Here is a 20,705-nt window from a genome sequence, read left to right on the forward strand (position 1 = left end):
GCCCTACCGGGCGCGGATGATGAACCACAGGGCGCGCCAGGGGTTCAGGACGTTGACCGGGTTGCTCGAGCCGAGGGTGGCCGCGGAGCCGCCGCCGCCGGTGAGGTCGCCGATGTTGGTGACGCGGATGCCTGCGCCGGTCTGCTCGGTGTTCGAGGTGTGCCGGATCGGCACGGACGGCAGGTTGCCCTGGGTCAGCGTCACGGTGTTGTTGCCGCCGGAGGTGCCGAGCGCCTTGGTGCCGGCGCCGATCGGGAACCGGTCGGTGAAGTTCGGCAGCGTGGTTCCGCCGAGCAGGTCCTCGAGGTCGGGGTAGTCGGTGCCGGAGAAGGCGGAGCCGTCGCAGAGCAGCCACCCGGCGGGCACGTCGGCGGAGGCGCCGAACCACATCGTGACCTCGCCGACGGGGCGCAGGAGCTGGCCGATCGTCTTGCCGCCGGCGCCGGTCTGCGGCGACGGCGTGAAGGTTGGCGCGGCGACGGTGGTCGGCTGGGTCAGGCTGTAGCGCACCAGCCACTTCTCCGGGGTGATGGTGTGCTCGATGGCGGTGATCCGAAGGTGGACCGGATCCTCTTCGCCGACGACGACGCCGAGGCCGCCGTAGAGGTCCCAGTAGGACGAGTTCGTCGCGGAGGCGACGTGGGTGTCGGTGGTCAGCGTGCGGGTGATCGAGTTGACCCGGACGGCCGGTGTCGAGTTCGCGGTGAGGATCGCGTCGGCGTAGTCGGCGAGGTCGGCCGTCTCCTCGGCGATGCCCTGCACGGTGTAGGTCGCCGACCGTACGCCCCAGGTCGCGATCGAGGCCTCGTCGCGGTACGGGCCGTAGGCGACCTCCTCGGTCTCGCCGGTCGAGGGGTTGTGGCGGAGGAAGGTGAGGTTGACCTCGTTGACGCAGTCCTCGGTGTTGTAGGAGAGGTCGAGGTCGGTGTAGTCGCCGGGGCCGACGGTCAGCCAGATCGGGGACATGTCGTCGGCGTCGTGGACCTGGAAGACGCCGGCGTGGTCGACCCAGGCGTAGCCGAGGTTCGTGTCGCGGGTGATCGCGACCTGGTCGACGGCCGAGGCGTTCTCGTTGAGCGCGACGATCGCGGTGGGCGTGAAGTTGTTGACGTTGCCGTTGCAGTTCCACGGCACGCCGCAGCCCTGGAGGACGTGCGGGAGCTCGTCGATCGTCGCGACGCCCTCGGTGCGCTTGGTGTTGGCGAGGGTGGCGAGGTTGTCGACGGCGGTCAGCTCGATCCGGGCGCGCTTGGGGTCGGGGACGCCGCTGCGCTTGTACTCGTAGGTGACGTTCGCCGAGGCGACCTTGCCAGTGAAGAACGGACGCCAGGACCCGTCACCGAACAGTCCGACGAGGCGGCAGTGGCGGCCGGGACGGATGGTGTCGGCGGTCGAGGGGTCGAGGCTGGCGTCGAGGATGGTCGCGGTCAGGGTGCCGGTGTTCAGGGCCTCGCGGGTGACCTTGATGTCGTGGGTCGGGCCGAGCACGTCGACGTACGGGACCGGGTCGAGGTCGGACAGGTCGGCCAGCTCGCCGGCGGTGTCGGCGACCGCGGCGACGACCTCGTTGACGTCGAAGACTCGTCCGGACGGCAGCGGAGTGCCGGTGTTGGTGGAGATGTCGAAGCGCAGCCGGAAGGCGGTGGTGCCGGCCGGTGCGAGGTGGGATCCGTAGGTGGTGACGGTCTCGGCGCTGAGGTAGCCGGTCGGCGTCGACGCCGACAGGACGGTCAGGGACGAGTCCAGCCACTCCAGCGAGGCGCGGTAGTAGGTGCTGCTGGAGATGTTCTGGAGGTTCCACGACGCCGCGGCGTACTGGCCCGCCAGGACCTGCATCGGCTCGGTGTAGAAGAAGTCGGGCTCGCTGCCCTCGCCACCGGTGGAGTAGCGCAGCACCACGGGACCCAGGACGTCGGAGGCCTTGAGGCTGCCGGCGCCGGCCGGGATCCATCCCCACGCCCCGACGCCGAGGTCGCCGCCTGGGTTCACCGCGAGGTTGACCGGCCACCCGGGGTCGTAGGCGACCTCGAGGCGGAGCACGTCGACGGTCTTGAACTCCTGGGCCATCAGACAGCCCTCACCCGGCCGCCGGCGGCGCGGTAGGCGTCGAGGTCCATCTGGATCGCGCGGCCGCGCTGGAGCGCCGAGACCTGATCGGCGGTGAGCCGGACACTGACCGTGCCCGCCCGGTTCGGGTCGCTCCAGGGGTCGTAGAGCGTGTCGGCGCGCAGGGTCGGCTTGTCGAAGCCGTCGACCAGAGACCCGGCGAGGACCTTGCCGGCCTTCGCGGCGCGGTAGTCGTCGAGGCCGATCACCAGGCCGTCGGTGACCTGGCCGCCGATGTCCTCGAACACGCCGGACGGGCTCTTGATCTTCAGCGCCTTCTTCACGGCCTTGGCGATCGCGCGGGCCATGCGTGTGGCCTGCCGCTCGAGCTGCCGCTGCTGGGACTTCATGCCGCGCAGGAGACCTTGGGCGGTCTTGATCCCGGCGTCGTACATCGTCTTGGAGGTCTGGGTGCCGAGGACCTTGCCCGAGGTGCTGATCTGGCCCTGGAGCTTGTTGACCTCCTTGACTGCGGCCTTGCCGCCGGAGGCGAGCGCCTCGGCGGTCGCGAGGCCGCCCTCGACGCCGGCGTCGAGGAGCTGCTGGATCGCGGTCTTGTTCAGGCCCCGCTTGGTCAGCGTCTGGATCAGGGCCTGGAAGCGCTTCGACTCCTGTGCCTGGTCCTTGAGCTGGTCGATCAGGTTGGACAGCGAGACTGTGCCGTCCTCGTTCTGTCCGAACTGGGTCAGGGAGCCCTCGGCGACGATCGAGGAGCGCACCGAGGCGGCGAACTGGTTGCGGCGCTGGATCAGGTCGGTCACGCGCTGCTGCTGGCGGGCGACGCGGTTGAGCTGCCGCTGGTAGGCGTTCGCCTTCTTCTGCAGGCCCTTGGTCGCGTCGGTGAGCCACTTGTTCCAGGCCCGCTCCATCCGCGGCTTGAAGTCCTTCTCGGTGGTCTTCTCGTAGGTCTTGCCGATCTTGCGGATGACCTTGTCGAAGTTCGACCGCACGCCTGAGGCGCCCTCGTCGAGGCCCTGAGTGAGCCAGTCGACGGTGGCACGGCCGGTGGCCTTGATCAGCGGGCGGGCCTCCTTCATCCCGACCGCGAGCCCGGCGCCCATCTGCTTGCCGACGCGGGCCATCAGCCGCGACGGGGACTTGACCTCGGCGCGGGCCTTGGCGGCGCGCTCGGCGTTCAGCACGGCCTGCTCGGCGGCGGCCTGGATGATCCCGTTCTGCGACGCGATCCCGGACGCGATGCCGGCGCCCATCGCCGAGCCGACACCGGAGCCGCTCGAGGATGCGGTGGTCCTGGCGGTCGTGCCTGCGCTGGAGACGGCAGCGCGGAGGTCGGCGCCGAGCTGCCCGCCGATGCCGTTGAAGGACTTCGCGACCGGGGACCGCAGGTTGCTCGAGGCGTTGCGTCCGCCCTGGGCGGCCTCCTGCTCGATCTTCTTCGCCGCGGTGCGGATCTCCTTGACCGAGGCGTCGGAGCCGACGGCCTTGAGGATCAGCGCGATCTGCTTGCGGTCGAGGTCGCCCGACGTCGCGACGACCTCGGCGAGGTTGCGCTTGGTGGCGACGAAGCCGGGGGTCTCGAGCTTGGTGGAGACCTTCTTCGGGACCTTGCCGGCGAGGCTGCCGATGTCGAACAGGCTCTGGGCGTAGGCCTGCTGCTTCTTGGTGGCCTTGTCGACCTCGTCGGCCTGGCCCTTGGTCGTCTTCGCCAGCTTCTCCAGCTCGGACTTCTCCGACTTCAACGCCTTCAGCTTGCGCTCGGTCGCGTCGAGCGCGGCCTCCTCCGACTCGACCTCGTAGCCGCGCTGGATCCGCCGCTCGTCGAGCTTGATCTTCAGCGCCTCCTGCGCGGCGATCTCCTTGTCGAGCGCGGAGACCCGGGCGTTGGCCCGGCCGGCGATCAGACCGTAGGCCTTGCCCTCGCCCTCGAGCGCGGCGGTGACCAGCTTCGACGTCGGGATCCCGAGCGAGTTCGCGGTCTCGAACAGGCCCTGGTCCTGGAGGTTCTTCGCGACGACAGCGCGGGTGGTCTTGGTGGTCGCGCCGGTCAGCTCGTTGAGGGTGTCGATCAGGTCCTGGTTCTTCAGCGACAGGTCGGCCGAGGCGTCGCCGGAGTCCTTCAGCGCTGGGACCAGCACGCCGCTCAGCAGCCCGGCGGTCGCGCCGATGCCCGCACCGAGCGGGCCGCCGACGGAGAAGCCGAGCGCCGCGCCGCCGACGGTGGACTGGAGCGCGCCTGCGGCCGAGTTCGAGTTTGTCAGGCCCTGGGTGAGCGCGACCATGCCTCCGATGCCGGCGACGGTGCGGGCGGTGCTGCCGAGCCCGGCGGTGACGGCCTGGAGCCGCTGGGTGCGGGTCTCGGCGTAGGTCAGCTCGGCCTGGGTCTGGCGCAGCCGCGCGGAGAACGTGGTGAGGCCGCCGGACACGCCCGCGAGGGCGCCGGTGAGCCGCGGCAGGACCAGCGCGGCGACCGCGGCCTGGGCGGCGGTGGACTTGAGCGGGCCGGGGATCGACTCGAACAGGTCCACGACCGGGCCGACCACGTCGCCGACGGCGTCGAAGGCGTTCTCGGTGGCGTCCATCGCCCGGGGAAGCTGGCCGGACAGCCACTGTGTGACGTCGGTGAGGACGGGCAGCAGACGCTGGCCGAGCTCGGCCTGGGCGTCCTTCCACTGCGCCGTCAGACGCTGCTGCGACCCGGCCAGGGTGTCGGACTCCTTGGCGAACGTGCCCTGGGCGTCGGCCGAGCCCTTCAGGATCAGCTCGGTCCGGGCGATCTGCTCGGCCTGCTTTCGGGCGGCACCGGTCAGCTCGTCCTGCCCCTTGGCGGCCAGGCGCGCGTTCACGTCGCTCTGCTTGATGCTGATGCCGTAGCGCTCGATCGGGTCGGTCTCGCCCTTGAACGCGCTCGACAGCGCCTCGACGGCCTCCTTGGTCGAGCCGCCGAACTGGGCGGACAGGTCGGCCGCGACCCCGATCATCTGCTCGGTCTTGCCGGCGAGCTTGTCCAGGTCGACGCCCTGGCCCTTGAACAGGGCGCCGAGGAGGTTGGCGTTCTCGCGGTACTCGTTGGCGCTCAGGCCGTACTTGTCGGCGGCACGCTCGGACTCGGACACGACGGTGTCGGCGTACTGCTTGAAGATGCTCTCGGTCGCGCCGATGGACTGCTGGGCGCCCGAGGCGGCGTCGGTGACGGACTTGAAGCCCTGCACGACGCCGGCGACGCCGATCAGGGCGGCGCCGGCGCCGAGGGTGCGCTTCAGCGACGACGAGAAGCCGTTGACCTCACGCTGGGCCTGGCTCGCGTTCGCCAGGATCGAGATCCTGATCGGCTTCGCCATCGCCGCTCACCAGCCCTTCTTCTTCAGGTCCGCCGCCGCTCGGAGGAACTCGTCACGCTCGAGCCGGGTGAGCTCGAGGTAGGTCTGCGGGGTCTGGCCTGTCGCGTAGCACCAGTGGCCCCGGTCGTACGCCCGTCGCCGGGCCGCCTTCAGCCTTTTCCCGACTCCGTGAACGGCTCGTCGGGCATCAGCTCGTCGGGCTCCTCGACGAAGTACTCGCCGAGGTCCTTGCGGGTCAGGTCCAGCGCCGCGGCCTTCGCGTCCTTCGCGCTCTTGCCGCCGCGCTTCTCGACCACGAACACCAGCGCCCTCGTCAGCCGGGTCGCGTTGTCGGCGAGGTCCTCCAGCGTCGCGCCGAACGCGGTCGCGACGGCCTCCTCCTCGTGGCCGGTCATGCCCTGGAGCACCTCGACCGTCGTCATGCCTGCGCTCATGACAGTCCCTTCCTTCGGATCTGGTTGTTGATCTCGTCCTCGAGCATCCGGACCGCGACGTCGTCCATCACGGCGTCGGTGCGCTCGAAGAACCCTGCGGGTGCGATGTTGCGGGCCGGCCATCCCCACTGGATCGGGCCGGCGTACGGGATGGTGGAGCGGCCGACGGCGACCACGGCCTTGGACTTGGCCCGGTTGCCGCGGACGTCGCCGCGGAGGCGTCCGGTGCGTGCGGGGACGTAGCGCGCCATGACGGACGCGCCGGTCCTCGCGATGTTGCTGAACGCCGTCTTGAGGTCCTCGAGCTCCAGGCCGAGGGTCTGGAGGTCGCGGACGACCCGGTTCAGACCCTCGACCTTGAGACCTGTCTCCCTGGCCATGGCTCAGGCCGTGACCTCGGTCGGCTTGCCGGTGAGGTCCCACTCGCACTCGATCGTGAAGCGGGCCGAGGTCGAGGCGTCGGCGTCGCCGCCGATCAGGTCGCCCTCGGGCTCCTTGATGACCGCGGTCATCGTGTAGTGCGGCTCGGTCGCGCTGGCCGTGGCGTTGCCGTACGGCATCAGCGTCACCGGGACCTCGTCGCCGGCGTTGTCGAACACCTCGCGCCACATGGTGCCGGTGGCGGCGTCCTGCACGGCGGTGAACGTCAGCTTGTAGTCGCGCGCGCCGCCGGAGGCAGCGTCGGCGAACGTGACGAAGTCGGAGTCCGACTCCGCGGTGGTGACCCGGACGGCCGACACCTCTGCGGTGTGGTCGGCGGAGTCCACCTCGATCTTCATGAGCCTCGTGCCGATTCCGGCCATCTCAGTTCTCCTCTTCTCGGTTGCCCTGGATCAGGGCGATGGGGACGGTCCCTGATTCCAGGGCCAGCTGCTGCGTGATCACGTCGGTGATCCGCATGTGCGAGGCGAGAGCGGCGACTACGAGCGGCGCCTTCTCGTCCAGGAACTTCTCGGCGGTCGCCTGGTCCTGAGGCAGGAAGATCACGACCTGCCAAGTGATCAGGCCACCGAAGTTGGTGCCCTGCGGGTAAGCGGTCCGGTCGTAGCGGACCATCCCCGAGCCGGGCTTCGTGGTCTGGCGGAAGTACGGGCTGACGTCGACCCCGTCGACCGTCGAGGCGGCCGTGGCGAGCGCCTGGCGGACCGTGGCGCTCATCCGAGCGTCACCCGTCGGTACGGAGCCTCGAGGCGGGTGACCTCGCGGTCCGTTCCACCGACCCGGGTCTGCGCGACCGCGGCCTCGGAGATCGACGCCTGCACGCCGAGCGGCAGGGCCCGGTTCGCCAGGTTGACCGCGACGCGGCGACAGAGCGCCTCGACGAGGTCGGCCGGCCAGTCGTCGGCATCACCGGGGACACGGCAGCGGACCGCCTGCGCGGCCTTCTCCGAGGCGAGGGCAGAGGAGATGACGGAGTCGCTCCACGACGACGAGTCGTCGAGGTAGGCCATCACGTCGCCCAGGACGGGTGCCGCCATCTCCCCTGCCTCCTCTCAGTCCTTCGACTCGGTCTTCTTGGCCGCCTTCTTGGCGGGCCGGGACGCCGGGCGCGCAGACTCCGACGTCCCGGCCGTCTTGGCCTTCACCCGCGATGTGATCGGCTCCGGAGCCGGGGCCGGCGGGTTCGGGTTCTTGCGCCGCCGTGCCTTGACCGCCTGCTCGGCGATCTCGGCCGGGTGCGTGATCTGCTTGTCGTCGCTCATCGCTCAGACCTCCTCGTCGCCGTCGATCAGGACAGCGCGTAGACGACCTTGCGGAGGCCCGTGACGTCGTAGACGATCCCGGCGAAGTAGCCCCAGGCGCCGATGTCCCAGCCCTCGACGGACTCGTTGAGCTTGTCCAGGCGCGACAGGCCGGAGTTCCAGACGTGCACCGCACCCGGATCCGCGAGGATCGAGGCCTCGTTGACGCCGGTGGCGCCGAGCGAGTGCGCGGGCTCCATCCGGTACCCGGCGATGTCGAGGAAGCTGTACTTCCCGCCGGAGACGCCGTCGCGGTTGCTGGGGTTGATGATCGGGTAGCGCTTCTCCCCGTCGCCGTTCTCGTACGTCGCGAGCAGCGAGTAGAGGTCGACGTGGCCGAACATCTTCGTGAAGCGGGTGCCCTCCGGGTCGAACTGGAGGCCGACCAGCCCGGCCTCGACCGCGAGACCGGCGACGTTGCCGGCAGCGCCCGCAGCGGGCGAGGCCAGCGCGGTGATCGAGCCGAGCGCCGCGGTGATGAGGGCGGCGGTCTTGGTCTCCAGCGCGATCGAGAACGAGCGCGTGAACTCGTTCCAGACCAGGCCCGAGACGTTCGGGTTGCCGCCCTGGTCGCCGACCTCGCGGGTCACGTGGACCTTGCCGGAGACCGGCGCCGGGGTCACGGTCGCGCCCGCGGCGGTCACGACGTCACCGTCGGCCGGGTCGGTGCCCTCGGTGTGGTCCGCGACGCCCGCGTCGGTGCTGGCGCGATCGAGCTTCGACCAGAAGAACGGCTGCACGCTCGACAGCCCGCCCTTGCGGAAGGTGTCGAACAGCGGCGACGTCGGCACCGGGGCCTGACCGAGGAACATGTCCGGTCGGTACGTCGCCGGGTTCACGTTGCTCGTGTCGCCGGTGTCGACGAACTGCGGCCCGTCGGTGAGGTGCTCGGCGGTGAAGGTCTTCACCCGCTCGAGCGCGGCGAGGTCGCCGTTCGCGGCGTGCAGCAGGTCCTCGGCGAAGTCGAAGCCGCTCGGTGCGGGCTCGGAGCCGGCGAAGCGGTAGATCGGCTCCTCGACGACCGTCAGGCCGGGGGTCGCGGTGACCGGGGCCTTGAACTCCTTGAGACCCTCGAGGGTCTTCTCCAGGCCGTCGACGCGCTCGGTGAGCGCCGTGCCCTGGTCAGCGGAGAACGCGACCGATGCCGGGTCCTCCGTGGTCTTCTCCTCGGGCATGACGCCCTCCTCTCGGTTGTCCGCGGCGGACGCCGCGACGGATGTGATGTGCGCGCCCTCGAAGGCCGGCCGCAGCACGACGGCCGCGCCGACGAGCAGCGAGCTCAGCGAGTCCTGCACTCCCTCGGCGTCGGGCGGCGTGAAGTCGCCGCCCATCTCGGCGCTGAAGTTCTTCAGCACCGGGGTCTCCGGGTCCGACAGCGCGAGCACCCGGTCGCCCTCGGGCGTCCGGGCGATCTTGAAGTCCGCCAGGATCCCGTCGTCGGTGATCGTGAACGCCTTGCCGACGCCGACCTGGCTCGGCAGAGCGTCGCGGTCGTGGCCGTAGTTCAGGACCACGTCGCTCGGGTTCTCGGGGACGCTGGTCGTCTCCCGGGAGAACCGGAAGCGCCCGGTCTTGCCGGTGCGGGTGTCGCGGGCCGGGCGGCTCACGACGTTGAACGGCAGCAGGACCCCGCGGAGCATCCGGGTCTCCGGCTCCACCGACAGCGCGACGGCGCCCTCGGTCGCCTCGAACGTGATCGGCTCAGGCATCAGCGGCCTCCTGGGTGCGGGCGGGCAGCGTGGGACGCTCAGGGGCGGCTCCGGTCAGGCCGCGCTGGTCGCGTGCCTCCTCGGGCCGCAGGACGCCGGCGTCGATCAGGGTCTTGTCGGTCTCGGCGCGGGTCTGGTCGTCGGCGCGCAGGAACGTCGCGGTGTCGAAGCGCGCTCGGTAGCCGCGCGGGGACACGTCGTTCATCGACAGGCGGTCCTCGATCGCGGTCATCAGCGGGCCGAGGGTGAAGTCGAGGAACTGGCGGCGGCGGTCCTGGATGTTCGCGTACGTCCGCGACGTCGTCGAGACCGACAGCTCCTCGGCGTCGATGCTCGTCAGCCGGGCGATCTCGGTGATCGCGAACTCCCGCGCCTGCGCCATCTGGAGCTGCTCGGGGTTGAAGGCGTTGGAGTGGTACGCCAGAGCCGCGGGGACGTACGCCGTCGAGCGGGTCTTGCGAGCCGTCGCCCACGCCTCCAGGAGGTCGGTGATGTCCTCGTCCTCGGCCGGGTCAGCGCCCTCGGCCGGCGTGAAGTAGTCCATCGGCGGGACGCCCTCGGCCTGATTCAGCGCCGCCTGCTCGAGGCGGGTCATCGCGCGGATCGCACGGGCGCCGGCAACCAGCAGCGCGTCGTTCGGCGAGTCGAAGCGGATGAGCTGGTCATCGGGCAGGAACTGGAGGGCCATGCCGTTGCCGGTGCGGCTGTAGTAGACCCGGCTGTCCGGCTGCACCGTGACCGACGTCGGCTCCAAACGGATCACCTCGGCCGGCTTTCCGTGCCAGCCCGTGTGGGTGACGCGCCACCAGCAGCGGGACTCGAAGAGCAGGTCCTCGGCGAGGCGGGTCAGCGTGACCGAGCGCGGCGTGCCGGACTCGGGCTGGTCGAACAGCGACCACTCGGTCGCCCCGCCGTCCGGTCCGACGAGCTGGAGAGGCATCTGGCCGATCGCGCCGCAGATGAGATCGCGGGCGCGCTTCACGGCCGGGACCGCGACGGCCTCCGTCCGGGTCACCCGCTGGCCGGGCACGCCCCACGGATCCGGAGCCGTCAGCGTGCCGTACAGGACGCCGCTGTCGATGACGGTCGAGAAGCGCGGACCCGAGACCCGCTGGGAGGCTGCGGCCTCAACCAGCGGGTCCCGTCCACCGAAGAAAATCCGGCTGAGCACTCCCACGGCATCATGATACCGAAGATTCTTCGGTTTAGCGGCAGCACAACCGCAGGATCTTTCGTCAGCGCGTCGCTGCGGTGACGATCCGCGGGCGGCCAACGCTCCCCCGGACCGCCTCGACGGCCCACACCGCAGCCTTCACCGCGTCGGCCCGACCACTGCTTACCACCCGGGCGCCGTCAGCCGACTTCGCCGTCCGGACCGCCAGGACCTGGTCGGACAGATGCTCTCCGCCGTCGTGGCGGATCGCGTCCTCCGACAGCAGCCGGTCGAGCGCCTGCACCGCGGCCGCCGTGCGCTTCTCGCCGGTCCTGGTGCGGATGCCCTTCAGCGCCGGATCGTCGAGCAGGCTCGCGCCGACGGTCACGCGGCCGCGGAACCCGGACTCCCGCAGCGCGGCAACAGCGGCGGCGAGGTCCTCGTGGTTGGACACGGAGGCGACCGGCGGGCCCGCTTCCGAACGCCAGGCCAGCGCCAGGCTGACGCCGTCCGCAAACCAGCTCTCGATCGCGGCGGCGTCCGGAGTGGCGAACGGGGCCTCGGCCTCGAGCTCGGCCCACGCCTCGGAGGTGACGAGCGGGTCGCCCCGGTCGACCTTGCGGTCCCGCAGCCGCCAGACGTTGAGGTACTGCGCCAAGAAGCCCTGCATCGGGTCGAGGTCGTCCGCCTCCGGGTCGACCTCACCGGCGAGCGCCTTGCGGTACTTCGCCTCGACCATCTGCCGACGGTCCTCCGACCAGTGCGGCGACGCGGCCCGCCAGACCTCCGGGTCACCCGGGTCGGAACCAGGTGGTGCGCCCCAGACCAGCACCATCGTCCGGCCGTCCTCCTCGACGAGCGACTCCATGATCCTGCCGCGCATCAGCGACGTCGCGCGACGGTGCGCGGTCGAGGTCAGCAGGAGCTGCGGCGACTGGCGCTCGAGCATCGACGGCTCGAGGTCGTCGTCGATCGCCGCCGGCGGCACGTCCCACGCCTCGTCGACCAGCGCGAGGCAGCAGTCGTACCCGGTCGTCGAGTCCTTCGACCGCGCCACCCACCGGTTGGTCTCCTGGTACGACACCTCCGGCTCCGTCATGCCTCGCTTGGTCGCCCACTCCTCGTGGGCCTCAGCCCAGGGCCACGCCTTGCGCAGGACCTCGCGCACGATCGCCAGGTCCTTGCCGGTGTGGACGATGAGCTGCTCCGGCTCGAACAGCACCGGGCCGAGCGCGAGGCGCCACAGGGCCATAGCCCGCAAACGGACCGACTTCCCGATCCGCCGCGGCCCCGACTCCAGCACCGTGCGCCACACCAGCGTCCCGTCCTCCCGGTGCTGGAGCTGGAGCACGATCGCCAGACGCTGCCACCACCGGAACCGCAGCGGGCGGCCACGCTCGGTCAGGTTCGACTCCATCCACGCGATCGCCTCGGGGCCGTACGACCCCACAGCCTCGGGATGCACCGACGACACCCACAGAGGCGCAGACGCATCCTCAGGAAGGTCGAGGTACGGCAGCAGCCACTCGGGCGCTCCCTGGACGAGCTCGGGCCACGACAGGCCGTCACGTGCCTCGACAGGGCGCGCGAGGGCTCCGTGTGTGTGCACGGGAAGGTGCGGGGGCTGTCCGGCGGTCTCGCTGGGGGAAAAACTGTCGGTGTCGACCGCTATGCCAGCCTCGACCAGCGCCTCATGCTTGGCCTTCGCGATCACCTCAGCCTGCGCACTGGCGTCGGAGCATGGACGGCACTCCACCTGCCAGTTGCTCGGCGTCCACTCGAGATCCGGCCGCTTCCATCGCGGTTCGATGTGCCCGACCACCCACCGGTCCTTGGCCGTCAGCGGCTTGCCGCAACGGCCGCAGGGCCCGGGCAGCGCCGTACGTGCGACGTACGCCCGGGCCTCAGCGACCTTGCGTCCGCTCCAGCTCACAGCCCGAGCCGAGCACGCATCTCGGCCTGCTCGGCGTCGAGCTCGGCCTCGCGCTTCGCCCAGTGCCTCGCCACAGCCTTGCGGGTGCGGCCCTCGATCCACATGTCGAGGCCGGTGAGGATGGCGGCACCGGTGGCGGCGCCTGCGCTGAAGATGGCGATGAACTCGTTCATGAGGTCTCCTCGAGCTCGATGCGGACGATGTCGTGGCGGCGCGTACAGCGACCGCCGCACGCGAGGTTGTCGATCTCAGCGAGCGCGGCGAAGGCGGCCTCGCGATTGCTCCAGAGCGTGACGGTCAGCACCGAGCACCACGCGAGGACGGCGTACTTGCCCTCGCCTACGACCCACTCGGCACGCGGATACGCGCACTGCATGAACGTCTTGGTGGTGCGGTGCTTCCGGCTGCACCGGTGATTGCGGTAGGTCTTCATGCGGTCGCCTCCTTGGCGGCGAAGAAGTCATTGAGCGACGACGGGCCTTCAGCCGGTTCAGCCGGTTCGACCGGATCAGCCGGTTTCTTGGAGGGGTCCAGGCCGAAGCGGTGGAAGGCCGGCTCGAGGCTCGAGCGGGAGTACCCGCGAGGTCCGGGCTGGACAGGACGGCAGCTCGTGATCTTGTAGTTCCGGCTGAGCATCCGGCCCAGCGCTTGCGCTGTGAGGGGCTTGCCCTTCGATGAGTCGGCGCCCCACGCCTCGGGGTTGTGCCAGCGAAGCCGCTCGACGAGGTCCTCGGTCGGGAGGAAGGTCTCGCCGTCGGGCCAGACCTCGTGGATGTGCCGGAGGACGGCGACGGACGGCCGCTGCTGCACGATGCCGTCCTCGTGCTCGGCGGCGATCTCGCGGGCCTCGCGCAGAGCGAGCTCGTCGACGACCATCGGCCAGCGTCCGCCAGCCGCGACTGCGACTCGCTTGAGCGGCGCCCACCTCTCTCGGTTTCGCCCGCGGATCCCCTCGGGCAGTACCGGCCGATTAGTCCGAATCTCGTCCTTGACTCCCTCGGCCCAGAGGGCGACTCGCCGCCCAAGGTCGCGAGCGGCATCGTCGTACGTCTCCCAGTCGGAGTCCTCGGCCTCGCCATGGGTGTCCGGCATCAGCAGTACCCGCAGGGTCCGCGACTTGGTGTCGTCGGGGATCTTCGGATCGTTCCCGGCGAACGCGACCGGCGCGAACGTCGGCATCTCCTTCGTGATCCAGCCGCTCTCCTTGGTCGGGACCAGGACCGGCCTGGTGCCACCTCGCTTGTAGCCGGAGTTCAGGACGGCGATCAACTCGCCGACCCCCTCCTTGTCGGGTGAGAGGGTCCGGTCGGCTTCGTCAATGAGGATCGTCCGCATCCCGGAATCGAGCATCCTCGTCAGGAGCGCGGGAGACGCCAGGGACGCCATCTGCACTGGGTGCATGCAGACCCGCTCGAGGTGTTCGAGGACCGTGGTCTTGCCGGAACCCGGCACCGGAGAGTCGAGCTGAAGACGGGGCGTCGTGTAGGTCTCGACGCATACGTGGGTGTGGACGGCCCAGAGCGCGAGGAGGTCAAGGTCGGCTTCCTCGAGGGTGCAGATGAACCGGTCGAACCAGGCCCGAACCTCGTCGAGGATGGTCCAGCCGCTTCCTCCACCACCCTCCCCTGTAACCGGCTTTCCTGGCTGAACCGGCTGAACCGGCTGAGATTCGACCACCCACGCGTCGTCGACGGCGCTCACCACTCGACCGGGCCGCCCGGGTGGTCACCCGGGCGTGGCTTGGCGGCTTCGAGCTGGCGGCGGCGGCGCTCCGCGAACGGGACAACGGTCGACTGCGTCACCGGTGCCCAGGTCTCGCAGTGGTCGGCGATCCGATCGGCGTAGGCGTCGTCCTCGCCGGCCTTGTACGCGCGCCGCAGGTCGTCGAGCTGCTTGCGCAGGTCGTCGGCGAGCGTCTCGTCCTGCTGGGCCCATGCCTCGGCCGCGACGACGACGGCGGCGATCTTCGCCGGGTCCCGCGGTTCGAGCAGGCACCAGGCCTCGGAGCCGTAGCGCGGGATGTCCATCCCGCGGGCCTTGTCGACGAGCTGGCGCGCCCAGAGCTTGCGCCCGTTCACGAACGTCACGTACGGCGGTCCGTCAGCCAGACGGTCTGGCGCCGTCATCAGCCGGCCGCCGTCGGGATGGGGCGCAGGAGTGCGTCCAGGTCGGACTGCTTGATCCGGATGTGCCGGCTGCCCACTCGGTAGGCCGGCAGCGAGCCCTCGCTGATGAAACGACGGAGACTGCGCTCGGTGAAGCTCACGCGGGCCGAAGCTTCGGCCAAGGTCAGCCAGATAGTGTCTTCGGGGGTCGGCTGTGCCATGGTGGGACACGTCCCTTCTTGTGGTCGGGACGAGGGGCCGGGCGGTCTTCTTGGCGGGAGCTCCGCCCGGTCTCGTCAATCCGTTGCTGTGCCTGAATGTCGGTAACTACTTCCGTGTAAGTCCGACAGAAGAAGCACAGCACAATCGCCCGACAGGTGCGAACCCCGATCAACGAATCGGTAGACAGCGCCTCTCCGTGAGCGGTAGAACATGCTCATTCCGTGCACCTTTGGTGCCCGTGGTGGAACAAAGTTGCGCTTCTTGCGCATGTGACGTGACATGGCTCACATTTCGTTCACACTCGCGAAATCAGCGCTTCTTCCGCTTCTTCGAGCCCTTCGCGGCGTCACCCATCGCGTCCGCAATCTCTGCGTCGCGCCCCTCGGCCACGTGCTGGTACCGGAGCGCCACCGCCGACGTGCCGTGGCCGAGGCGGTCCATGAGCTCGCGCAGGTTCGCCCCAGCGCGCGCCGCCCACACGGCGGACGTGTGGCGTAGGTCGTGCACGCGCAGGTCGGGGACGCCCGCGGCGTCACGAGCGACGATCCAGCGTTGGTAGAACACCGACTGCGGGAGATGCTTGTCCTCGCCGGGGTGGTGAGGAAACAGCAGCGCGTCGTCGTCGGGCGCCACGTGGTCGTCGAGGTGCTCACGCAGGGCCGGGACGATCGTCCTAGACAACGCGACCTTGCGGATGCCGTTCTTGCTCTTCGGCTCGCCCACGATGTCGACGCCGTCGGCCCGTACGACGGCGCGGCGGACATAGACCGCTGGAGCGTCCAGGTCGAGGTCTCCGCGGCGCAGCTCGGCGAGCTCGCCGTAGCGCAGGCCGCCCCAGGCGGCGAGCAGGACCAGCGCCTGGTCTCGCTCCGGCATCGCCCGGACGATCTTCTCGAGCTGCTTCGGCGTGATCGGCCGGATCTCGCGCACGCGGCTCGTCTTGTCGGCGCCGGAGATCCGGCACGGGTTCGTCGTGGCGAGCGGAGGGCGATCCTTCTCGATCGCCTGGTGGAACAGCGACTTCAGCAGCGCGTAGGCGTGAGCGTTCTGCGTCCGGGTGTCGCGAGGCAGCGTGTCGTACCAGGCCTCGACGTCGGCCTCGGTGATGGACTTCATCGGCATGTCGCCCAGGGTCGGGAGGATGACCCGTTCGAGCAGGCCGCGGTACAGGACGATGGTCCGCGGGCGCAGCTTCTCGCCCCCACGGCTCCGGCGACGCTCGAGCGCCGGCATCGCGTACTCCCGCAGGGTCACGCCCGAGCGGCGCGTGCCTGACCTGGTCGCTGGCGCTGTCCAGGTCTTCTCGTCGTCGACCATCAGCTTGCGTTCTTTGGACAGCCAGCCCTCGGCGTCGGACGAGGTGTCGAAGGTGTTCGGCGCCGTGTGTCGCTTCAGGTCGGGCCCGATGTACGAGGCCTGATGCCGGCCCGACGGGAGCTTCCGGATGGCTCCGAACCCGCGCCTGGTCGCCTTCTTCTGGGTCTTCGCCACTGCCGTCTCCCTGGTGCTCCGTGCGTCATACGTGCAACAAGGATGTCAGGTTGTGTGTGCTTGCGTCCAGTCCTGTCCGTTGCTACTCTCCCGGTATTGCAGGGCAGAACGGCGATTCCACCCGGGATCGTTGGGATCCGAGAATCCGGCCTAGACAGTTTCGAGTCCTGTCACCGGCACGCAACCACCCGTACGGCGCCGTCCGTCGCGTCTGAGACCCTCGTACGCATGCCTGTCACGCTCGAGACCTGGGAGAAGCGTGCCGAGTGGCCGCTGACCGCGGCCGCGCTCGTCTTCCTGGCGGCCTGGGCGTGGCCGATCCTCGACACCGACCTCGCCCCGGTGTGGGTCGATGTGTGCGAGGTGGTCACGTGGCTGACCTGGGGGCTGTTCGCGGTGGACTACGTGGGTCGGCTGATCGTCGCCGACGACCGCCGCCGGTTCTTCCGCCGCAATGTGGTGGATCTCGTGGTGGTCGTCGCGCCGATGTTCCGACCGCTGCGGGTCCTGCGGCTCGTCACTCTGCCGACCGTGCTCAACCGATACGCCCGGGGCACGCTGCGCGGCCGGGTCGCGCTCTACGTCGGTGCGGCCGCGTCACTGATCGTGTTCGTCGGGTCGGTCGCTGCGCTGAACGCCGAGCGTGGCCAGAGGGGCGCGAACATCGACTCGTTCGGCGACGCGATCTGGTGGGCGCTGACGACGGTGACGACGGTCGGGTACGGCGACCAGTTCCCGGTCACCGACCGCGGCCGGCTGATCGCCGCCGGACTCATGCTCACCGGGATCGCTCTGCTCGGTGTCGTCACCGCATCGCTCGCGTCGTGGCTGATCGACAAGGTGCAGGAGATCGAGGACGAGTCCCGTACGGCGACCCGCGGCGACCTGCACGAGCTGCTCGACGTGGTCCGGCTCCAGGGCGAGGAGCTGCGGCGGCTCCGCGAGGAGATCGACCGCCGCCCGCTCGACCGGGACCCGGCGGCTCAGACCGGCTCGCCGCGGTAGGTGCCGAAGGACCAGAGGTTGCCCTCGGGGTCGGCGATCAGCACCTCGCGGTTGCCGTAGTCCTGGTCCTCCGGCTCCCGCACGATCCGCGCACCGGCGGCCTTCGCGCGCTCGTGCACGGCGTCGGGATCAGCGGTGACGACGTACGCACCGAACGTGCCGGGCTCGCGGACCCAGTCGCCGACCGTCTTGTTGGACCCCATCATGATGCCGCCGCCTTCAGGCCACGCGAGCTGCGCGTGCGCGACGGTGTCGTCGTCGCCGTAGACCACGACCCGGCGGAACCCGAAGGCCCGCTCGAGGAAGTCGATCAGCGCGTGCGCGTCGTGGGCCGAGAGGGTCGGCCAGACCTGCGGCGGCGGGGTGGTCGCCGTGACGGTCGTCGTGTCGGTGGTCGTCTGGTGGTTGGATTCTGTGTTCATGGCCTCAGGCTGCCTCGTGCCGGTGCCCGCCGGCTTGGATGTTTCGGCGCTCCTCGGCCAGCCAGCCCGTCGGCGAGGTGCCCGCGAGCACGCGGAACTCCCGCACCAGGTGGGCGTGGTCGGCGTACCCGGTCGTCGCGGCGACGTCGGCCAGGCGCGACGGCCCGTACGGCCCGTCGTGCCGGCCGTCCGCGCGGAGCTCGGCGTCGCGGATCGCCGCCACCGCACGCTCGAAGCGCACCAGGCGGCTCAGCACCTTCGGGCCGAACCCAACCTCCTCGACGAACACCGTCCGCAGCTGGCGTGAGCTGAGCGCGACGTGCTCCGCCAGGTCGTCGACCCGGCCGTTGCCGCCGCGGGCGAGGATCCAGCGCCAGCCCTCGACGACCTCGCGCCGCGGTGCCTGCGCAGCCACGCCCGTACGGGACCGTGCGAGCCTCGCGATCGTCTGATGGACCGCAGCGAACCGGTCCTCCCAGTCCGGCTCCGCGCCGATCCGCTGGCGCAGGCGCTCGACGTCGGGCCCGGTGACGTCCGCGGCGTCGAGCGACAGACCCGGCAGCCGGCTGGCCGGGACCCCGAAGATCGCCCGGGAGGCCAGCGGATGCACCGCGAGCTGGACGCCTTGCTGGTGGTCGGGCTGCTGGATGTAGGCAGGGCGGTCCGCGAGCGGTCCGAGCAGCGCGTACGCGGCGACAGGGCTCGGATCGTCAGCCGTCCCGCCGACGACCACGGGGTTGTCCAGCGACAGCACGAACGTGAGCGTGGCCGACGGCAGCCCGCGGTGCAGCCGCTGGGTGATCTCGGACTGCCGGTATCCCGTCATCGCCCGGACCGCACGCGCCAGCGGCCCGACCGGGCTCGCACTCACGAAGGTGTCCGACGTGCTCACTCGTCGAGTATCGCGCCCCGCGCCGACAACCACGACCGGATCTGAGACGCCACGGCGACCGGCGCGTCGAGCATGACGAGGTGCCCCGCGTCCGGGACCAGCCGTACGGTCGCGTCCGGGATCGCGTCACGGAGCCGCTCGGCGCGATCGACCGGGATCCAGGCGTCCTCGGTGCCCCAGACGACCCGGACCGGCATCCCGATCTCGGCGAAGCGATCCTCGAGGACGCGCGTGTGCTCCTCGTCGGCCTGGGCGATCTGACGGTAGAACGCCGCCCGGCCCTCGTCGCCGAGCCACGGGGCGACCAACGAGTCGAGCACCTCCGGGCGCAGGCCGCGGTGGCTCGCCCCCGCGACGTACGCCTCGATCGCCCCGCGGTGGATCGCGTCGGGCAGCTGCGCGAACGCCTCGGCGTGCTCGCGGACCAGCCGGAAGAACGGCGATCCCCACGGTCGCAGGGCGACGACGTCGACGAGGCAGAGCGAGGCGTACGGCGCGCCGTGGAGGAGGTGGGCTCGCAGCGCGACGGCGCCGCCGATGTCGTGGGCGATCACGTGCGGTCGCTCGAGTCCCCAGCTCCGGAGCATGGCTGCGAACGCCTCACCCTGGACGTCCAGACCCACCCGGTGATCCGGGTTCTTCGACGAGGCTCCGTACCCGGGCATGTCCCAGCGATAGACCGTGCAGCCGGCCGCAACCAGGGCGTCCCCGTACTCCTCCCACACGTACGACGACCACGGTGTGCCGTGGCACAGCACCACCGGCGGCCCGCTCCCGGCCACGTCCCAGGCGATCGTGCGTCCATCCCAGTCCTGCGTCCTTCGCAACGTCATGGGACCAGCGTGCCCCCCAGGTGTGACTATTCTCGGGGTGGTGTTCCGCATCCTGTACTACGAGCCACGGATCCCGCCCAACACCGGCAACGCGATCCGCCTGTCGGCTGCGACCGGGGCCCAGCTGCACCTGGTCGAGCCTCTCGGCTTCGACATGTCGGACACCCAGCTGAAGCGCGCCGGACTCGACTACCACGACCTCGCGGACGTGCACGTGCACGCCGACCTCGAGGCTGCGTTCAAGGCGCTCGACCCCGTACGGGTGTTCGCGTTCACGACCCGCGCTCGCACCTCGTACACGGAGATCGCGTACGAGCCCGGAGACGTGCTGATGTTCGGGCCGGAGCCGACCGGGCTGCCCGACGCCGTGCTCGCCGACCGCCGGATCACCGAGCAGCTGCGGATCCCGATGCTGCCGTCGCGGCGCTCGCTGAACCTCGCGAACTCCACGTCGATCGTCGTGTACGAGGCGTGGCGCCAGCACGGCTTCACCGGCGGCGTCTGACCGCGAGCCTTTACTCGCCCGCTGGTCGAGGCGGCCGTGGCCCGTTGGTCGAGGCGGCCCTGGCCGCTGGTCGAGGCGGCCCTGGCCCGCTGGTCGAGGCGGAGCGAAGCGACGATCGAGACCCCGCACCTGCCCGCGCAGAAACTGTCAGCAGCACCTCATAAAGTAGTACACATGTTCGATAGCAGCGCGATCGGAGACCTGGAAGCGGCCGTGGCCCGCCTCCAGGACCAGCCGATCGGGCTCGCCACCGACCCCCAGCTGTGCGACCTGCTCCGACGCACCCGCGCCGCCACCGACAAGCTCGAAGGCCTCGAAGCCGCCGCCCTCGACCAGATGCGCGAGACCCGCGCCCACGACACCGAAGGCTCCTCCTCGGTCGCCGGCTGGGCCACCGAACACCTCCGCCTGTCCCCCGCCCGGGCCCGCGCCCGCGCCGCCGCCGGGCGCACCCTGCGCCTGCTCCCCGACGTCGCCGCCGCCTCCCGCAGCGGCCGGATCCGGATCGAGCACGTCGAGAAGTTCACCACCGGCCTCACCAAGCTCGGCACCGACCTGATGGGCCTGGCCGCCGCCCCGATGGTCGAGCTCGCCAGCACCACCAGCCCCGAGGAGCTCAAGGCCGCGATCACCGAGCTGCACGGCATCACCCACACTGACGAGCTCGACGACGCCTACGCCCGGGGCATGGACCGCCACGACCTCACCCTGTCCCGCACCGCCGAGGGGTTCCACCTGAGCGGGTTCCTCGACATCGCAGGCGGGATGCGCCTCGCCGAGCTCCTCAAGACCACCGCCGCACCACGCGACGCCGACGACACCCGCACCCCCGCCCAACGCCGCCTCGACACCCT

General features: G+C 70.5%; 23 protein-coding genes. 3 read left to right on the forward strand and 20 right to left on the reverse strand.

The features are described from left to right. Positions 1–3: 3 nt before the first annotated feature. From CLV56_RS19815 to CLV56_RS19890, 17 genes are all read right to left on the reverse strand, one after another. The gene (locus CLV56_RS19815) at positions 4–2,067 is read right to left on the reverse strand and encodes a tail fiber protein (protein WP_039342029.1); all 2,064 of its coding nucleotides are present in this window, start codon (positions 2,065–2,067) and stop codon (positions 4–6) included. Then, positions 2,067–5,405: a hypothetical protein gene (locus CLV56_RS19820; RefSeq protein ID WP_100415570.1), complete on the reverse strand. Its 3,339-nt coding sequence runs from the start codon at positions 5,403–5,405 to the stop codon at positions 2,067–2,069. The genes CLV56_RS19815 and CLV56_RS19820 overlap by 1 nt, the downstream gene beginning before the upstream one ends. Before the next feature lie 149 nt (positions 5,406–5,554). After that, positions 5,555–5,839 carry a hypothetical protein gene (locus tag CLV56_RS19825; RefSeq protein ID WP_039342026.1) on the reverse strand — a complete coding sequence of 95 codons (285 nt, stop codon included), beginning with the start codon at positions 5,837–5,839 and terminating at the stop codon, positions 5,555–5,557. After that, positions 5,836–6,219, reverse strand: a complete 384-nt coding sequence (locus CLV56_RS19830) for a hypothetical protein (protein ID WP_100415571.1) — start codon at positions 6,217–6,219, stop codon at positions 5,836–5,838. Before CLV56_RS19830 ends, CLV56_RS19825 begins: the two co-directional genes overlap by 4 nt. A 3-nt stretch (positions 6,220–6,222) precedes the next feature. Then, a complete protein-coding gene (locus tag CLV56_RS19835; RefSeq protein ID WP_039342024.1) occupies positions 6,223–6,642 on the reverse strand; it encodes a hypothetical protein in 420 nt (139 codons plus the stop codon). A gap of 1 nt (position 6,643) precedes the next feature. After that, positions 6,644–6,997 (reverse strand): hypothetical protein, encoded by a 354-nt coding sequence (locus CLV56_RS19840; RefSeq protein WP_039342021.1) that lies wholly within the window; start codon positions 6,995–6,997, stop codon positions 6,644–6,646. After that, positions 6,994–7,317, reverse strand: a complete 324-nt coding sequence (locus CLV56_RS19845; protein ID WP_039342019.1) for a hypothetical protein — start codon at positions 7,315–7,317, stop codon at positions 6,994–6,996. Before CLV56_RS19845 ends, CLV56_RS19840 begins: the two co-directional genes overlap by 4 nt. 15 nt (positions 7,318–7,332) lie before the next feature. Beyond that, a complete protein-coding gene (locus CLV56_RS19850) occupies positions 7,333–7,542 on the reverse strand; it encodes a hypothetical protein (RefSeq protein WP_039342016.1) in 210 nt (69 codons plus the stop codon). Positions 7,543–7,568: 26 nt separating this feature from the next. After that, on the reverse strand, positions 7,569–9,290 hold the full coding sequence (locus tag CLV56_RS19855) for a hypothetical protein (RefSeq protein WP_039342012.1): 1,722 nt from the start codon (positions 9,288–9,290) through the stop codon (positions 7,569–7,571). After that, positions 9,283–10,467 (reverse strand): phage portal protein, encoded by a 1,185-nt coding sequence (locus tag CLV56_RS19860; RefSeq protein ID WP_157805236.1) that lies wholly within the window; start codon positions 10,465–10,467, stop codon positions 9,283–9,285. The genes CLV56_RS19855 and CLV56_RS19860 overlap by 8 nt, the downstream gene beginning before the upstream one ends. A 58-nt stretch (positions 10,468–10,525) precedes the next feature. Then, a complete protein-coding gene (locus CLV56_RS19865) occupies positions 10,526–12,376 on the reverse strand; it encodes a hypothetical protein (protein WP_039342008.1) in 1,851 nt (616 codons plus the stop codon). Further along, on the reverse strand, positions 12,373–12,549 hold the full coding sequence (locus CLV56_RS20740; RefSeq protein WP_157805237.1) for a hypothetical protein: 177 nt from the start codon (positions 12,547–12,549) through the stop codon (positions 12,373–12,375). The genes CLV56_RS19865 and CLV56_RS20740 overlap by 4 nt, the downstream gene beginning before the upstream one ends. Continuing rightward, positions 12,546–12,809 (reverse strand): hypothetical protein, encoded by a 264-nt coding sequence (locus CLV56_RS19870; protein ID WP_039342005.1) that lies wholly within the window; start codon positions 12,807–12,809, stop codon positions 12,546–12,548. The genes CLV56_RS20740 and CLV56_RS19870 overlap by 4 nt, the downstream gene beginning before the upstream one ends. After that, on the reverse strand, positions 12,806–14,077 hold the full coding sequence (locus tag CLV56_RS19875) for a DUF3631 domain-containing protein (protein ID WP_245858011.1): 1,272 nt from the start codon (positions 14,075–14,077) through the stop codon (positions 12,806–12,808). Before CLV56_RS19875 ends, CLV56_RS19870 begins: the two co-directional genes overlap by 4 nt. Beyond that, entirely contained in the window at positions 14,074–14,502 is a 429-nt protein-coding gene (locus CLV56_RS19880) for a DUF2742 domain-containing protein (RefSeq protein ID WP_039342002.1), read from the reverse strand. Before CLV56_RS19880 ends, CLV56_RS19875 begins: the two co-directional genes overlap by 4 nt. Next, the gene (locus CLV56_RS19885) at positions 14,502–14,702 is read right to left on the reverse strand and encodes a helix-turn-helix domain-containing protein (protein WP_039341999.1); all 201 of its coding nucleotides are present in this window, start codon (positions 14,700–14,702) and stop codon (positions 14,502–14,504) included. The genes CLV56_RS19880 and CLV56_RS19885 overlap by 1 nt, the downstream gene beginning before the upstream one ends. 310 nt (positions 14,703–15,012) lie before the next feature. Next, positions 15,013–16,194: a tyrosine-type recombinase/integrase gene (locus tag CLV56_RS19890; protein WP_039341996.1), complete on the reverse strand. Its 1,182-nt coding sequence runs from the start codon at positions 16,192–16,194 to the stop codon at positions 15,013–15,015. 228 nt (positions 16,195–16,422) lie between these two features. Here CLV56_RS19890 and CLV56_RS19895 point away from each other — a divergent pair, with 228 nt between their 5' ends. Further along, positions 16,423–17,199 carry a potassium channel family protein gene (locus CLV56_RS19895; protein ID WP_039341993.1) on the forward strand — a complete coding sequence of 259 codons (777 nt, stop codon included), beginning with the start codon at positions 16,423–16,425 and terminating at the stop codon, positions 17,197–17,199. Here CLV56_RS19895 and CLV56_RS19900 read toward each other — a convergent pair. The 3 genes from CLV56_RS19900 to CLV56_RS19910 are packed head-to-tail and all read right to left on the reverse strand — an operon-like array spanning position 17,178 to position 19,346. After that, complete coding sequence (locus CLV56_RS19900) at positions 17,178–17,621, reverse strand: VOC family protein (RefSeq protein WP_039341990.1); 444 nt, start codon at positions 17,619–17,621, stop codon at positions 17,178–17,180. The genes CLV56_RS19895 and CLV56_RS19900 overlap by 22 nt on opposite strands. Positions 17,622–17,625: 4 nt before the next feature. Next, positions 17,626–18,513, reverse strand: a complete 888-nt coding sequence (locus tag CLV56_RS19905; RefSeq protein WP_039341987.1) for a helix-turn-helix domain-containing protein — start codon at positions 18,511–18,513, stop codon at positions 17,626–17,628. After that, positions 18,510–19,346, reverse strand: coding sequence for an alpha/beta fold hydrolase (locus CLV56_RS19910; RefSeq protein ID WP_039341984.1), 837 nt, complete (start codon positions 19,344–19,346; stop codon positions 18,510–18,512). Before CLV56_RS19910 ends, CLV56_RS19905 begins: the two co-directional genes overlap by 4 nt. A gap of 40 nt (positions 19,347–19,386) precedes the next feature. Between CLV56_RS19910 and CLV56_RS19915 the strand changes: the two genes are divergently transcribed. Together CLV56_RS19915 and CLV56_RS19920 are read left to right on the forward strand one after the other, a co-directional pair. After that, positions 19,387–19,851: a tRNA (cytidine(34)-2'-O)-methyltransferase gene (locus CLV56_RS19915; RefSeq protein ID WP_039342084.1), complete on the forward strand. Its 465-nt coding sequence runs from the start codon at positions 19,387–19,389 to the stop codon at positions 19,849–19,851. 174 nt (positions 19,852–20,025) lie between these two features. Beyond that, on the forward strand, positions 20,026–20,705 hold a 680-nt coding region (locus tag CLV56_RS19920), incomplete at its 3' end, for a DUF222 domain-containing protein (protein ID WP_157805238.1).

Source organism: Mumia flava, from assembly GCF_002797495.1.
Classification (GTDB): domain Bacteria; phylum Actinomycetota; class Actinomycetes; order Propionibacteriales; family Nocardioidaceae; genus Mumia; species Mumia flava.